We start from the raw sequence: 12,984 nt of genomic DNA, 5'->3' as shown, positions 1-12,984 counted from the left end.
GCCGCGCACCACAATATAGAAAAGCCACCAGTGGGTACGACCCGCTATGGACGTTCCATACGATCTCACCTCCTACATCCGCGTACTCAAATTGGCGAGTACGCCGTCGTGGGAGGAGTTCTCCCAGATCGCGAAAATCGCCGGCGCGGGCATCGCGCTGGTCGGACTGCTCGGGTTCATCATCTTCGCCGTGATGACCTTCATCCCTGGCAGCAAGCCGGTGTAAACCGATGGGAATCTACGCAGTCAAAACCACGGCCAGCCAGGAACGCACCGTCGCAGACATGATCATCTCCCGCGAGGAAGACGAGATCCACGCCGCGCTCGCGCCAGATTCGCTCACGAGCTACGTGATGGTCGAAGCGGACGATCACAACGTCTTCGACCGCATCCTCGACGAGATCCCCCACGCCAACGGCGTCGTGCAGGGGGAGTCCTCGATGGCGGAAGTCGAGCACTTCCTCTCGCCGAAACCGGACGTAGAAGGCATTGCGGAGGGCGACATCGTCGAACTCATCGCCGGCCCGTTCAAGGGCGAGAAGGCGCAGGTCCAGCGCATCGACGAGGGCAAGGACCAGGTCACCGTCGAACTGTACGAGGCAACGGTCCCGATTCCGGTCACCGTGCGTGGCGACCAGATTCGCGTTCTCGACTCCGAAGAGCGGTAGGCGAACGGGTCTCGTGCAATTCGAACGGATGCGTAGCGACCCGCAAGGGAGCAATCAAGCGTTTTCAGACTAGTTGGCAATCATTGTCGAGCAAAGTCAGGCACCGTCGTAAAACAGCGGTAGTTGCTACGCTTCGCCGCCTTCCAATCGGTCGATGACCTCGCTCATGTTGGCGGCGGCCTCAACGGATTCTTTTATCTGTTCACGACGGCGGACCTCGGCGGCGGAGGCGTCGTAGGCGCGAACGTACTCCGCGCGGGAGTGTTCGTCGAAGGCGTGCTTGATAGCGAAGTAGCCGTCGGGGACGACGGCACCGCAGACCTTGCACTCGATGCGGTCATGCTCAACCGACTGGTGGATGATAAGCTCCTCGACGCGGTCGAACTGTCTGTCGTCCCCTTCGATGTCGCACTCCCAGCGTGGCATTTGCTCAGTGGCAGGCGACGCGGGGTTAAAAACGTTGGCTGCCACCTGTCAGAAGTCTGTCTCTCAGACTGCCAAAACGGAAACCCCTAATGGCAGTACGGAGTTAGCGTTCACCGTGCAACCCGAGGGGTACGCCGTTGATCTCCACGTGAAAGTGCTCGACGACGGGGTCGTCGAGCGCGCGAAGGCATGTGGCCTCGACGCGCTGGTGTACGCGCCGCATTTCACGCGGCTACCGGAGATACGGCGGCAAGCAGAGGCGTTTTCCGACGAAGAGCTGACTGTGTTTCCAGCCAGAGAGATATTTACTGGCACCTGGCAACAGCGCCGGCACGTACTGGGTATTGGACTCGAAGAGCCGATCCCGGATTTCATTACCTTCGACGGCGCGATGCGAGAGCTGGACCGTCAGGACGCAGCCGTGCTCGTCCCCCATCCCGGATTTCTCAACGTGAGCCTCGGACTCGACGACATCGAAGCGTACGACGACAGCATCGACGCGCTGGAAGTGTACAACCCCAAGCAGTTGTCCCACCACCGAGACCGCGCGCAGTCGTTCACGTCGGAGACCGGCCACGAGCCGTTCGTCTCGTCGTATGCCCACGTCCGTGGTACCGTCGGCGAGGCGTACGTGACCTTTACCGAGGCGTTCGAGGACGTGGCGGCGCTCAGTGCGGCGCTGAAAGACGACGTGGAGCGGTCGCTGTTCCATCGCGACGGCATCTCACACGACATCCGCCGGGCAGTCGAGTGGGCGCATCTGGGGCTGGAAAACACCTGGGGAAAGTTCGACCGGCTGATGCTGCAGGGGACCGAGCCGACTCATCCGGACCACGTCGCGTACAGCGGTCGGTTCGACGACGTGAAAGTGTACTAAACCAGAAACGCGCTGTTCTCGACGACGAAGGTACGGACCGACGGCGGCAGGTACTGTGGGAGCACATGTATCAACAGCCCGACCGCGGCCAGTTCGAAGATGGTAATCGCGACGGTGACAACCTCCGCATACTCACTGGAAGTCGTCACACCCGTCGGTGACCCGTACTCTTTGTCCGAGATGGGGTAAAACAGCGCGATGCCCCGGCGGGAACCGAAGTAGTCCAGCACGTAGTGGGTGAGGACGCCGAGCCACACCCACTGGAGATTGCCGCCGTGATACAGCGGATGGGCCAGGAAGACCACGAGGACAGGGATGTTGTGCAGCGTCTTGCGGTGCTTGCCGAAGGCGGTGTCGACATCGGGGAACAGTGCGCCCAGAACGACGGGAAGGAACACTTCCGTGATTGTCGCGAATGTCGTCACGTCGCCCGAGGGGTCAAGGACGTATCCCAGTCCGATGCTCAGGAGGACGGCGTTCAGGACGTGCCCACGTTTGTTCATCTACCGGACCGTCTGTGTCCCAACTGAAAGAGCTTACTACTCCTGTAGGGCGGTTTCCAGGTCCCGGAGCGCCTGTGTCGCGATGGCCGCTTTGACCTCGCGACGGGTGCCATCGAACTCGTAGCGGGACACTGTCACGCCGGACTCGTTGGTCCCCCACGGGGCGGCCTCGGCGACGGCGATGTACACCGTCCCGACGGGCGTTTCCGACGAGCCGCCGCTCGGCCCGGCCACGCCAGTCGTGGCGACGCCCCAGTCTGTCCTGGCGGTATCACGAGCGCCCTGAGCCATTTCGACAGCGACCGGTTCTGAGACTGCGCCGTGGGCGTCCAGCGATTCCCGCGAGACGGCGAGCAGCTCTCGCTTGGCCTCGTAGGAGTAGGTAACCAGCGAGCGGTCGAAGTAGTCGCTCGAACCGGGTATGTCCGTTATTTTCGACCCGACAAGGCCGCCGGTACAGGACTCCGCGGTAGCGACTGTGGCATCAGCTTCTCGGAGACGCTTGCCGACGCGCTTCTCGACTGGGTCCGCTGTATCGTCTGTCATTAGCGGTAGTTGTCGCGATGGGCGAATAAGCGTTCAGGGCGGGCCGGAATACTTTCAGTTCGGAGACACAACTGCGTGTATGAGCTATCAGACGACGCTTGGCTGGTCACTTGTTACCTCGGGTCTCGTGACGCTATTCCTCTGGGTCCTGCCGGGGTCGGACCTCCTGTGGGGGATGCTGTTGCTGGTCCTCGGCGGACTGACGCTGTACATCCGCCAGTAGACAGAAAAGCAAACGGGGCCGGCAGCCCGAGACCGGGTATGGACTACACGGAACCCCAGTTCTTCCGGGTCATGCAGTATGCGGCCCGGGCCGACCGGGACGTGGTGGACATGGTGTCGGGCAACCCCGACTGGGACCCGCCCGAGGGGCTTCGGGACGGGCTCAGAGACTACGCCGAGGCTCCGGCCGACGACTACCAGTATCCGCCCAGCGTCGGGCTGACGCCCCTCCGCGATGAAATCGCCGCTCGGCGTGGGGTGGACCGGAACCGAGTCCTCATCACGAACGGCGCGGGTGAGGCAAACCACCTCGCGATGACCGGCGGACTCCACCACTTCGACGGAAACGAGATTCTCCTGACGGACCCGGTCTACCCCTACTACGCCGGCCGGGCAAACTTCGTCGGCACGGACATCTCCTTCGTCCCAGTCGACGAGCGCAACCGACTGGACCCCGCGGACGTTCGGGCAGCCGCGAGCGACGAGACGGCCGTCATCGTCGTCAATTCGCCGAACAACCCCACCGGCGCGGTGTACGACGCCGACGCGATGGCCGAGTTCGCAGCCATCGCCGAGGAGTACGACGCGCTGCTGCTCAGCGACGAGGTGTACGACCACTTCGACTACGCGGGTCGGTTCAGTTCGGCGCTGCACGCCGACTCCGACCACGTCGTCGCCACCAACTCCCTCTCGAAAACGATGGCGATCACCGGCTTCCGGGTCGGCTATGCAATCTTCCCGCCGGAGGACGGCCCGACCGGCGCACTTCTGGAACGCGCTCGCACCCAGCACATGCTCACGAACGTTACCGGGAGCCGGCCGGCGCAGTACGCCGTCCTGCGGGCGCTGAAGACCACGAGTCCCGACTACTACGCCGCGTGCCGACGGCGACTCGAAGACCGCGTCGACGATTTTTGCGCTGCGCTGGCGGAAGTCGGGGCCGAGTACAACCGCCCCGATGGCGGCTTCTACGTGATGGCGCGGTTCCCCGGCTTCCCCGGGTCGTTCGAGAACGTGTACGAACTCATCGACGAGGCCGGCGTCGCCGGGATGCCCGGCGAGGCCTTCGGCGAGTCTCGGCGTGACTGGATACGATTCGCACTCGTGACGCCTCGGGTGGACGAGGCAGCCCAACGGCTGGCGAACTATTTCGAGTAAAAAGCGACTGCCGGCTTAGCCGAAGATCAGTTCGACGTCTTTCGCCCGCGCCAGCAGGTCGTCGTCGTAGTACTCCTCGGTCTGGGCGGGATGGGTTTCGTCGATAGCCCGGACGGTTTTGACGGTGTTGGCGAAGTTCTTGTAGGTCGCTTCGTCGACCATCTGGCCGTCGACGACGACTGCGCCGGTCCCCTCGCGCTTGGCCTCGTTGAACGACTCGATCTTGTGGAGGTCTCGCTCCAGTTCCTCCACCGTCGGCATGTGGATGCGATTCGCCTGCTCGGTCTGCTTGGGGTGCAGCGACCACGAGCCGTCGATGCCGATGGTCGCCTCGTGTTCCACCTGGTCGGCGTACCCCTCGGCGTTGTAGTAGGTAACGCCGGCGCGCTCGTGGAACAACTGGTCGAAGGGGCCGCCGATGGCGACGATGTCAGCGGCGCTCGTCTCGTTCGAGAGGGCTTCGAGCAGGCCGTCCCAGCGGGGCCGCTCGCCGTCGAGCGTGCGACCGCCGAGTTCCGCTGTGTAGTCCACCGGCCCGAACACGAGCCCGGAGAGCCGGGTGTCTGTGGCGTACTGGCAGATCTCGCGAAGGTCCGAGCGGCCGGGGGCCGTCTCCAGAATAATCGCCATCTCCAGCGTTCCTTCGGGGAGCCCGGCATCGCGCTCCGCGTCGGCGACGACGCCCGCAGCGTCGCGCACGTCGTCGAGGCGGCCGGTTTTCGGGAAGACGAAGCCGTCCAGTTCCTCGCCGACCTCAGCTGCGAGGCGGGTCACCTGCTCGATGCCGCGCTCGCGGGCGTCGGCGTCGTCGTAAGCCCATTCGACACGGGGGAGGATGTCCCCGGCGAAGTCGTCGGCGTGGTCCGGGACGTGCTCGACGATGTTGTCGACGGCCTCGTCTTTCATCGACGGGGCGGTGCCGTCCTCAATGTCGGGAACGAGCCAGTCGGGGGCCTGAAATCCCTCGCTGGTGAGTCCCGAGACGAGGAACTTCGCGCTGTTGTCGTTCGGTATCGCGGCCGGTGCGGTCTGGAATGTGCGGCAGAGTCGTGTCATTGGTGTCGCTGAATGAGTGCGGTTCGCCGGCCCGAGTAGACCGGGGTCTGCTCCTGGTTGAACGCGACGTGCTCGAACGTGACCGCGCCGGCTCGTTCCGGCCCGGCGTCTGGGTCGCAGTCGAGGACGCGGGTGAAGCCGTAGACGGTGTCGCCCAGCGTGACGAAATCGTGGAACCGCTCGTCAGCAAACCGCTGTTCGCGGTAAGTCGCCTCGTCCGAGCGGGCGTGGGCCAGCGCAATCGAGCGGGTCACGTCGCCGTAGGCGACGATGTCGCCCGACGGCGAGTCGGCCATCTCGTCGCGGTTGTGGTGCTGGCGAGCGGTGTTGAGCGTCGAAAGCGGCAGGCCGGCGACCAGCTGGTCGTCCATCGTCCGCCCGCGTTCGTGGCGGTAGGCGACGGCGGCGTTCTCCTCGCGGGCGGTGTCGAGTGCCGCTTGGAAATCCCCGAAACGTTCGCCGTCGGGCGAGAGGAGAGTGTCAGGCATTGCCGGTCCGCCCTCGTCCTGTTCGCCGACAGCGCCGCCGTCGGTCGCCGCAGGCTCGCGGCGCGGAATCATATTCGTTCGCCGGTAGGAGACCAGCGTCTCGCCAGTCTCGCGGTCCCGACCCTCCGTCTCCCAGGTGACGATGCCGTACTTCGGCCGGGAGGAGGACGTTCGGGTGTCGACGACGGTCGAGGTGACCGACAGCGGCGTCCCGGCCGTCGCGGGCTGGTGGAACTCCACGTCGTCTCGGCCGAGGAAGTAGCCGCCCTTCTCCGAGAGGTCCTCGACGGTGATGCCCATCACGCACGCCAGCAGGTAGTCCGGGTGAACCGGGCGCTCCTCGAAGCCGCGCTCGCGGGCGGTGTCTGCCCGCCAGTACGCCGGGTCGTGGTTGAGCGTCTGGCCCATCCACTGCTCGCTGCCGTGGTGGGAGAGTCGGAGACCGGGGTCGTGAGCGAGTTCGTCGCCCTCCGCGAAGAACTCGAAGAAGTGGCCCTTCTCCCTGGTATCGGCCCGGCCAAGCAGCGAGTCGAAGATCTCAGCGTTCGATAGGTCCAGCGCGTCGGGATCGGTCCAGTCAGTCATCGGCTGGCACCTCCCGGGCGGCGTCTCGCCTGGCAAGCGCCCGCCGCATTTCGTTCGTGACGACCATGAACCCCTCGTCGAAGCCCATCCCCGGTTTCGCCAGCACCTGCGCGGCATCGGTCGCCAGTGCGACGTGGGCACAGGCCCGCGCGGAAGTCACGGTCTCGTTGCACGTCCCGCCGACGTAGGCCCGGGTGTCCGTGCCATCGCAGTACAGCACCGCTTCGGCCGAGCGCTGGATGCCGCCGAGGTCCGGCGTCTTAATCTGGACCAAGTCGGCCGCTTCCGCGTCGACGAACGCCTGCACGTCCTCGAAGGTGTTGCACCACTCGTCGGCGACGATATCCACGTCGACGCCGGCGTCGGCCAGTCCCTCGCGGAGTTCGGCCATCGCGGTTATCTGTGCCTGCCGGCCGCCGGCGTCCATCGGCCCCTCGACCTGGAGGGGGTACGGCGCGGCGGCCTCCCGCAACGTCTCGAAGTAGTCGGTCACCTCGGTCCGGTCGTACGGCGGGCCGAACACCTTCCCTAGAATACCGTACACGTCGACGTGGAAGCGCGGCGAGTACGGCTCCGGCCCGAGGGCCGTCGCCCGGTCCGAGAGCCACGCGAGGTAGTCACGCAGCCCCTCGCCGTTCTCGCCGACCTTCTCGACGCTGTTGAACAGGCCGTGGGGCAACACCGGGACGCCCTTGATGAGCATCTTTTCGGCGTTGGTGCGGCGCTCGTCACCCGACTGGCCGAACACCGGAATCGGTGACGTGGCCGGTTCGGTGTCGTAGGTGTCGGCGAGCACGTCCGTCGGCGTCACCCCGCGTGCTTGTGCGGCGGCGTTCAGCAGCGCCTGTGAGACGCCGTAGCGGACCGCGGTGTGGAGCTGGTCACCGCCCGAACGCTGTGCGTTCATCTCCTCCAGCATCGTCGCGTTGGCACCGAACTGTGTCGCATCTTGGCCCCGGAGCGCATCGGCAACGGGACCCTCGACGACGGGACGGTAGTTCTCGGCCCGGAACAGCGGGTCGCGGCCGCCGGCCCCCGAGTACTGGACCGCAGCACAGTCGCCCGTCGCGATGGAGCCGTCGGCGAGTTCGATTTCCACGATGAGGGCCTCGCCGGCCTCGCGGATGCGGTCGAACCCCTCCGTGACCGGCTGGCCGTCGTAGGCGAACCCGCTCTGGGTCGCCCCGTCCTTGATTGCCTGCTGGTCGTCGAAGAAGAACCCCGACAAGCCGGGAACCGTCCGAACGTCCTCAATCCGCATCGCTCGCACCTCCCGCGGGGCTGTTGTCACCGGTCGGCCGCCCGATGAGCTTCCCGTCGCTGATGGCGTCCACGTCGTCGGCGACCATCCGGAAGGACTGGTCGCGCCCCTCGGTCTCGGCCCGTTCGCCCAACCGCGCGGCGTGGATCTCCTTGATGTCGTCCGGGAGCGCGAGGTCCGCGAACTCGAAGATGCGGACCCGGCCGTCGTCGTCTCTGGCCGGTAGCACCGCGCCCTCAGCGGCGTCGCTCGGCGCGAACGGCACGTCCAGCGCGCCGCTGTCGAAGGCGTTGATGACCCCCCGTGCCACGTCGCCGTCGCCGGCGTCGTAGATCGCGTCCATCAGCGCCCGTGTCTCCCGCTCGATGAGCGCCTGTTCCTCGTCGATACCCCCGAGGTCGATGTCCTGTTCGATCATCATATCGATAAGCTGTCTCGTCGTCCGCAACCCGGCCGCGTTGGCCTCCTTCGTCGGCACGCCCTGGAACTCCTGGGCGGACTTCGTGATGACTTTGTCCGGCTGGGCGACGGCTGCCGTCGCGCCGCCGAGACTGATGACGCCGTTAGCGCGGGCCTCGTCCGGCGGGAAGCCGCCCATCCACTCGTGGAAGACGGTCGTGACGGTCACCTCGTCGCGGAGGTACTCGTTACCGAGCTTCCGCAGGGCGCGCAGCGCCGCCACGTCCTGCACGAGGTTTCCGACCTGCCCGTAGCCCAGCGTGAGCGACCGGACGCCCTGTGTCGCAGCAAGCTCGCCTTCGACGAGCATCACCGCGATGGCGATGCTCGGTGGGACGAGCGTGCCCGTCAGCGGGCCGAACGGTTCGCGGTTGATTGTCACGCCACGCTCGGTGTAGGCCCCACAGAGCCGGTCGACGAACTGCCAGTGCTCGATAGTCGTCGCGAGGTCGTGCCGCTTCGTGTACGGAATGTTGTATGAAATCGGCCCGCCCTCGAAGCTCTGGAAGCCGCCGGCAAGCGTGACCATCGCCAGTAGCCGGGCGTCAGGCGTGCCGTGCCGGACCTCGACCGGTGCGTCGAGCGCCCGGATGAGCCGCCGGCAGTCTTCGACGCCGTGGTTCACCGCGGGGAAGCCGTTCAGTTCGTTCTCGTCGCTGCCGCGGGAGGCGGCCAGTCCCTCCTCAGCCTTCTCGTACTCGTTGTCGCGCGTGTACGAGTCGATGGTCGTCGGCAGGAGGTCCGCGCCGCCCTCGTCCTGCAGGTACCGCAGCAGGTCGATCTGCTCTTCGAGGCAGGGAACGCCCGCCCGCGGCTGGAGGAGCGGCTGGTCGGCCGACTCCAGCACTGTGGCGAACTGCTTTGAGGCAGGCAGCGACTCGTGGAAGGCGATAGCCTCCTCGAAGTCGACTTCCCGACCCGTGTGCCAGTTGTCCCTGAGTTCGTTTGCGATGCGCTGTAGCTGGTCGTCGCTGAGTCGCTCGTCAGTTGGCATAGTCACCCGTCAACCCTGATCTGCTCCGCCTCTGTTGTGGATAGCTGCAGGTCTTCGCGGAGCATCTCGATTGCCTCCTCCGGGTCCGTCTCCGCGTCGAAGACGCGGTCGAAACCCATCTGTCGGAAGGTCGCCTGCGTCTCCTCGAAGTCGGACTGTCCGACAGCAAGGTTCCCACCGACGTACGTGAGTACGTCGAGCCCGGCGTCGTCGAGCTCGTCGTGAAGCCCCTCACAGTCCTGACGGGCGTGCCCGTACAGGGAGGATACCAGTACTGCCTCGGCGTCGTGAGATTTCGCGGCGGAGACGAACTCGTCCTGTGACGTCTGGACGCCGAGGTTGATGACCTCGAAGCCAGCGGCCGAGAGCGCCTGCTCTAGAATCGTGATGCCGACGACGTGCGCGTCGGAGCCAATCACGCCGAGGATAACGGTCCGGGGCATGTACTACCCCGTCATCGGCGGGTAGTGATAAACCTAATGGTCTTTCATGATAATATGGCCTTAAGGAATTTATAACGGACATTCAAGAAGGTTTATGCGGCCGCCCCGTCGTGGTTTTCCCATGGGTGCGCTTGACGACTTGCGTGTGCTCGACCTGACACAGGTCCTCGCCGGACCGTACTGTACGATGTTGCTCGCAGACATGGGCGCGGACGTGGTAAAGGTCGAACGCCCCGGCGGCGACCTCATCAGGTCGAACCCGCCGTTCGTGAGCGACGGTGACGAAGAAGCCTACGGCGGCTACTTCCAGAGCGTCAACCGCGGGAAACGCTCGCTCGAACTCGATCTGGGGACCGATGAAGATCGCGAGGCGTTCCTTTCGCTCGTTGAGCGCGCAGACGTGGTGGTCGAGAACTTCAAGGCTGGCACGATGGAGAAGTTCGACTGCGGCTACGAGACGCTGCGGGAACACAACCCGGACCTCATCTACTCCTCCATCCGGGGCTTTGGCGACCCGCGGACGGGCGAAACCCACCGGCAGGGCCAGCCCTCGTTCGACCTCATCGCGCAGGCGCTGGGCGGGGTCATGGAAATCACGGGGCAGTCGGACGGCCCGCCGACGAAGGTCGGCCCCGGCGTCGGCGACCTCTTCACTGCCGTGCTGAACGCCGTCGGTATCCTCGCGGCCGTGCATCACCGCGAACGCACTGGCGAGGGGCAGTACGTCGATACGGCGATGTACGACTCGATGGTGTCGCTGTGTGAGCGAACGGTGTACCAGTACTCCTGTGACGGCGAGTCGCCGACCCGGCAGGGGAACTCTCACCCGACGCTGTTCCCGTACGACTCCTTCGAGGCCGCCGACGGCCACGTCGTCATCGCGGCGTTTGCCGACGGCCACTGGGAGACGCTGTGCGAGGCGATGGAGCGTCCAGACCTCGCCGCGGACTACCCCGACGCCGGCAGTCGGATCGCGAACCGCGAGTCCCTGCGCCGCGAAATCGCCGACTGGACGGCTACCATCGACTCGGAGACGCTCCTCGACCTGCTCGAAGGGCGCGTGCCGGCCGCGCCGGTCCAGAACACCGCCGACATCTTCGACGACCCCCACATCCACGACCGGGAGATGCTCACCGATGTCGACCAGCCCGGCGCCGACGAACAGATAACCATCGCCGGCAGTCCGATAAAGATGACCGAAACCATGCCCTCGCCCGGTGGTCGCGCGCCGCTGCTAGACGAGCACAGGGCGGAACTGCTTGACGAGGCCGGGGTCGGTACGGGCACCAATCGCGTCGAAAGCGACGACTGATCGCCAACTGCCGGCAATTTTCACCACATCAGGGCAGGACCATTATCTATCATGAGCCGTAGAATAGGCTATGGTCGAAGTTCCAGATGCACTCAGTACATTGTTCAGTGCGCGAGTAGAGACTGACGGGGACCGATATATTGTCGAGATTCCGAAAAGCGAAGTGTCCCACGGCGCGATTTCGCCGGGCGAGACTTACCGCGTCGGTCTGCTATCACAGGTCGATGCCGGTTCGTCGGCGCCAGCCCAGCCACAGACGCCCACACAGGATACCGACCCGGAGCGAGCCGACACCGGCGTCCCGCAACCACCGGTCGACGAGGGCGAGATCCGAAACGTCACCATCGAATCGCTGGGCGACCAGGGCGACGGCATCGCCAAGGTCGAGCGGGGCTACGTCGTCATCGTCCCCGACGGCGAACCGGGCGACTCGCCGACCGTCGAGATCGAGACCGTACAGGAGAACGTGGCGTTTGCGAGCGTCGTCGACAACGACGGACGGACCGTATAGCGGAACAGTTCCGTTTTCAGCGGCCCAGTGACCGCCGGTCTGGCAGTCCTTACAGGGCCGGAACAAACAGTCACAGCGGGTCGCTCGGCCGACGTGCCCCTACTTGAATGGAATCTGTCGGACGCGGTAGAGGTCGAAGAACGACTAGTAATCACAGCATCACAAACGTTTATATGATTTAAATCCGGTATTTAAAACACTATATGGTCGACCCAAAAGAGAGCATTGACATCGAAAATGTCGTTGCTTCGACCGGTATCGGACAAGAACTCGACCTTGAGAGCGTCGCGATGGACCTGGAGGGGGCCGACTACGACCCCGAGCAGTTCCCGGGCCTCGTCTATCGGACACAGGACCCCAAATCCGCCGCGCTCATCTTCCGGTCGGGCAAGATCGTCTGCACGGGTGCGAAATCCACGGACGACGTCCACCAGAGCCTGCGTATCGTCTTCGACAAACTCCGCGACCTGAACATCCAGGTCGACGACGACCCCGAAATCGTCGTCCAGAACATCGTCAGTTCCGCGGACCTCGGGAGTTCGCTCAACCTCAACGCCATCGCAATCGGCCTCGGCCTCGAGAACATCGAGTACGAGCCGGAGCAGTTCCCGGGCCTCGTCTACCGACTGGACGAGCCCGACGTGGTCGCGCTGCTGTTCGGTTCGGGGAAGCTCGTCGTCACCGGCGGGAAGCGAAAGGAGGACGCGGAGGAAGCCGTCGACACTATCGTCGAGCGACTCAGCGATCTCGGCCTGCTGGACTAACGGCTCGGTGCTAGTGACTGGGCGGCGGTCAGTCACTGCCCGTTTTTCCGTTCATTGCGGTCTCGACACTGTTCACACAGAGCGGGAGCGACGGCGATGGACTCGAACCCCGCGGTTCAAATACCGGGACGACTAATCCCGGCCCAATGGCAGACCCCGCCTCGACGGGTACGGAGTCCTGGCGCACGTACTTCGGCTTCGACGAGCCATACGAGAACCAGGCTGACGCCGTCGAACGAGCCATCGAGGCGGGCAAGCGCGCGGCTTTCTCGCGATGGAGGGGCCCTGCGGGACCGGCAAGACGATGGCCGCGCTCACCGCCGGCGCGACGCTGGTCCGCGATACGGATTTGTACGAACGGATGGTCGTCGTCACCCCGGTCAAACAGCAGCTCCAGCAGTTCGTCGACGACCTTCGGACGCTCAACGCTGGAATAGAGGAGCCCTTCGACGGTATCTCGCTGGTCGGCAAGCGCGACCTCTGCCCGTACGGTCGTGAAGGGCAGTTCCCCGACGACGTGAGCACGCACGACCGCTGTGAGGACCTCAGGGAGGCGACGGCGCGGCTGGTCGAGGACGGCGGGCGCTCGGACGGCGCAGCCGTCGCGGACGCCGCAATCGCCGGTGAGGCCGACGACGACCAGTGGTGGGACCCGCGGAAGGGCCAGGACCTCGCCGCGGTCGCGCGTCCCGACGCCGCCGACCAGGCGAC

At 65.1% G+C, this 12,984-nt stretch carries 16 protein-coding genes and 1 pseudogene; 9 read left to right on the top strand and 8 right to left on the bottom strand.

Annotation, left to right across the window (positions count from 1 at the left end):
• The first annotated feature begins 46 nt into the window (after positions 1 to 46).
• Positions 47 to 226 carry a protein translocase SEC61 complex subunit gamma gene (locus tag GJ630_RS03000; RefSeq protein ID WP_004592944.1) on the top strand — a complete coding sequence of 60 codons (180 nt, stop codon included), beginning with the start codon at positions 47 to 49 and terminating at the stop codon, positions 224 to 226.
• Positions 227 to 230: 4 nt separating this feature from the next.
• Complete coding sequence (locus GJ630_RS02995) at positions 231 to 668, top strand: transcription elongation factor Spt5 (RefSeq protein ID WP_004516836.1); 438 nt, start codon at positions 231 to 233, stop codon at positions 666 to 668.
• Positions 669 to 794: 126 nt separating this feature from the next.
• On the opposite strand, the gene GJ630_RS02990 is transcribed toward GJ630_RS02995, so the two are convergent.
• Positions 795 to 1,094: a hypothetical protein gene (locus GJ630_RS02990; RefSeq protein ID WP_004516837.1), complete on the bottom strand. Its 300-nt coding sequence runs from the start codon at positions 1,092 to 1,094 to the stop codon at positions 795 to 797.
• A gap of 115 nt (positions 1,095 to 1,209) precedes the next feature.
• On the opposite strand from GJ630_RS02990, the gene GJ630_RS02985 reads away from it, so the two are divergent.
• The gene (locus tag GJ630_RS02985; RefSeq protein WP_064287981.1) at positions 1,210 to 1,971 is read left to right on the top strand and encodes a PHP-associated domain-containing protein; all 762 of its coding nucleotides are present in this window, start codon (positions 1,210 to 1,212) and stop codon (positions 1,969 to 1,971) included.
• On the opposite strand, the gene GJ630_RS02980 is transcribed toward GJ630_RS02985, so the two are convergent.
• Positions 1,968 to 2,474: a metal-dependent hydrolase gene (locus tag GJ630_RS02980; RefSeq protein WP_151103317.1), complete on the bottom strand. Its 507-nt coding sequence runs from the start codon at positions 2,472 to 2,474 to the stop codon at positions 1,968 to 1,970. The genes GJ630_RS02985 and GJ630_RS02980 overlap by 4 nt on opposite strands.
• A 36-nt stretch (positions 2,475 to 2,510) precedes the next feature.
• Positions 2,511 to 3,020, bottom strand: coding sequence for a CinA family protein (locus GJ630_RS02975; protein ID WP_014040208.1), 510 nt, complete (start codon positions 3,018 to 3,020; stop codon positions 2,511 to 2,513).
• A gap of 79 nt (positions 3,021 to 3,099) precedes the next feature.
• Between GJ630_RS02975 and GJ630_RS19430 the strand changes: the two genes are divergently transcribed.
• Together GJ630_RS19430 and GJ630_RS02970 are read left to right on the top strand one after the other, a co-directional pair.
• Entirely contained in the window at positions 3,100 to 3,243 is a 144-nt protein-coding gene (locus GJ630_RS19430) for a hypothetical protein (RefSeq protein ID WP_004961837.1), read from the top strand.
• A gap of 38 nt (positions 3,244 to 3,281) precedes the next feature.
• Positions 3,282 to 4,400, top strand: coding sequence for a pyridoxal phosphate-dependent aminotransferase (locus tag GJ630_RS02970; RefSeq protein ID WP_191449370.1), 1,119 nt, complete (start codon positions 3,282 to 3,284; stop codon positions 4,398 to 4,400).
• A gap of 15 nt (positions 4,401 to 4,415) precedes the next feature.
• Here the strand turns inward: GJ630_RS02970 and citE are convergent, their stop codons facing one another.
• The 5 genes from citE to glmS are packed head-to-tail and all read right to left on the bottom strand — an operon-like array spanning position 4,416 to position 9,686.
• Positions 4,416 to 5,456, bottom strand: coding sequence for an L-malyl-CoA/beta-methylmalyl-CoA lyase (citE, locus tag GJ630_RS02965; RefSeq protein ID WP_191449369.1), 1,041 nt, complete (start codon positions 5,454 to 5,456; stop codon positions 4,416 to 4,418).
• On the bottom strand, positions 5,453 to 6,529 hold the full coding sequence (mch, locus tag GJ630_RS02960; protein WP_191449368.1) for a 2-methylfumaryl-CoA hydratase: 1,077 nt from the start codon (positions 6,527 to 6,529) through the stop codon (positions 5,453 to 5,455). The genes citE and mch overlap by 4 nt, the downstream gene beginning before the upstream one ends.
• The gene (locus tag GJ630_RS02955) at positions 6,522 to 7,790 is read right to left on the bottom strand and encodes a methylaspartate ammonia-lyase (RefSeq protein ID WP_191449367.1); all 1,269 of its coding nucleotides are present in this window, start codon (positions 7,788 to 7,790) and stop codon (positions 6,522 to 6,524) included. The genes mch and GJ630_RS02955 overlap by 8 nt, the downstream gene beginning before the upstream one ends.
• Positions 7,780 to 9,243: a methylaspartate mutase subunit E gene (locus GJ630_RS02950; RefSeq protein WP_191449366.1), complete on the bottom strand. Its 1,464-nt coding sequence runs from the start codon at positions 9,241 to 9,243 to the stop codon at positions 7,780 to 7,782. Before GJ630_RS02950 ends, GJ630_RS02955 begins: the two co-directional genes overlap by 11 nt.
• A 2-nt stretch (positions 9,244 to 9,245) precedes the next feature.
• A complete protein-coding gene (gene glmS / locus GJ630_RS02945) occupies positions 9,246 to 9,686 on the bottom strand; it encodes a methylaspartate mutase subunit S (RefSeq protein ID WP_050037967.1) in 441 nt (146 codons plus the stop codon).
• 121 nt (positions 9,687 to 9,807) lie between these two features.
• Here glmS and mct point away from each other — a divergent pair, with 121 nt between their 5' ends.
• From mct to GJ630_RS02925, 4 genes and pseudogenes are all read left to right on the top strand, one after another.
• On the top strand, positions 9,808 to 10,998 hold the full coding sequence (mct, locus tag GJ630_RS02940; RefSeq protein ID WP_014040202.1) for a succinyl-CoA:mesaconate CoA-transferase: 1,191 nt from the start codon (positions 9,808 to 9,810) through the stop codon (positions 10,996 to 10,998).
• 70 nt (positions 10,999 to 11,068) lie between these two features.
• Positions 11,069 to 11,509 carry a TRAM domain-containing protein gene (locus GJ630_RS02935; RefSeq protein ID WP_014040201.1) on the top strand — a complete coding sequence of 147 codons (441 nt, stop codon included), beginning with the start codon at positions 11,069 to 11,071 and terminating at the stop codon, positions 11,507 to 11,509.
• A gap of 203 nt (positions 11,510 to 11,712) precedes the next feature.
• On the top strand, positions 11,713 to 12,273 hold the full coding sequence (locus GJ630_RS02930) for a TATA-box-binding protein (protein WP_004516850.1): 561 nt from the start codon (positions 11,713 to 11,715) through the stop codon (positions 12,271 to 12,273).
• Positions 12,274 to 12,419: 146 nt separating this feature from the next.
• Positions 12,420 to 12,984, top strand: a pseudogene (locus GJ630_RS02925) (DEAD/DEAH box helicase family protein); the annotation flags it as partial.

It is taken from the genome of Haloarcula sp. CBA1122 (assembly GCF_009741785.1).
GTDB lineage: Archaea > Halobacteriota > Halobacteria > Halobacteriales > Haloarculaceae > Haloarcula > Haloarcula hispanica.
This window is presented reverse-complemented; position numbering and strand designations above follow the sequence as displayed.

Excerpts from the sequence above, each read along its gene's own strand:
- GJ630_RS03000 (WP_004592944.1), top strand. The coding sequence starts at position 47 with ATGGACGTTCCATACGATCTCACCTCCTACATCCGCGTACTCAAATTG.
- GJ630_RS02995 (WP_004516836.1), top strand. The coding sequence starts at position 231 with ATGGGAATCTACGCAGTCAAAACCACGGCCAGCCAGGAACGCACCGTC.
- GJ630_RS02990 (WP_004516837.1), bottom strand. The coding sequence starts at position 1,094 with ATGCCACGCTGGGAGTGCGACATCGAAGGGGACGACAGACAGTTCGAC.
- GJ630_RS02980 (WP_151103317.1), bottom strand. The coding sequence starts at position 2,474 with ATGAACAAACGTGGGCACGTCCTGAACGCCGTCCTCCTGAGCATCGGA.
- GJ630_RS02975 (WP_014040208.1), bottom strand. The coding sequence starts at position 3,020 with ATGACAGACGATACAGCGGACCCAGTCGAGAAGCGCGTCGGCAAGCGT.
- GJ630_RS19430 (WP_004961837.1), top strand. The coding sequence starts at position 3,100 with ATGAGCTATCAGACGACGCTTGGCTGGTCACTTGTTACCTCGGGTCTC.
- GJ630_RS02970 (WP_191449370.1), top strand. The coding sequence starts at position 3,282 with ATGGACTACACGGAACCCCAGTTCTTCCGGGTCATGCAGTATGCGGCC.
- citE (WP_191449369.1), bottom strand. The coding sequence starts at position 5,456 with ATGACACGACTCTGCCGCACATTCCAGACCGCACCGGCCGCGATACCG.
- mch (WP_191449368.1), bottom strand. The coding sequence starts at position 6,529 with ATGACTGACTGGACCGATCCCGACGCGCTGGACCTATCGAACGCTGAG.
- GJ630_RS02955 (WP_191449367.1), bottom strand. The coding sequence starts at position 7,790 with ATGCGGATTGAGGACGTTCGGACGGTTCCCGGCTTGTCGGGGTTCTTC.
- GJ630_RS02950 (WP_191449366.1), bottom strand. The coding sequence starts at position 9,243 with ATGCCAACTGACGAGCGACTCAGCGACGACCAGCTACAGCGCATCGCA.
- glmS (WP_050037967.1), bottom strand. The coding sequence starts at position 9,686 with ATGCCCCGGACCGTTATCCTCGGCGTGATTGGCTCCGACGCGCACGTC.
- mct (WP_014040202.1), top strand. The coding sequence starts at position 9,808 with ATGGGTGCGCTTGACGACTTGCGTGTGCTCGACCTGACACAGGTCCTC.
- GJ630_RS02935 (WP_014040201.1), top strand. The coding sequence starts at position 11,069 with ATGGTCGAAGTTCCAGATGCACTCAGTACATTGTTCAGTGCGCGAGTA.
- GJ630_RS02930 (WP_004516850.1), top strand. The coding sequence starts at position 11,713 with ATGGTCGACCCAAAAGAGAGCATTGACATCGAAAATGTCGTTGCTTCG.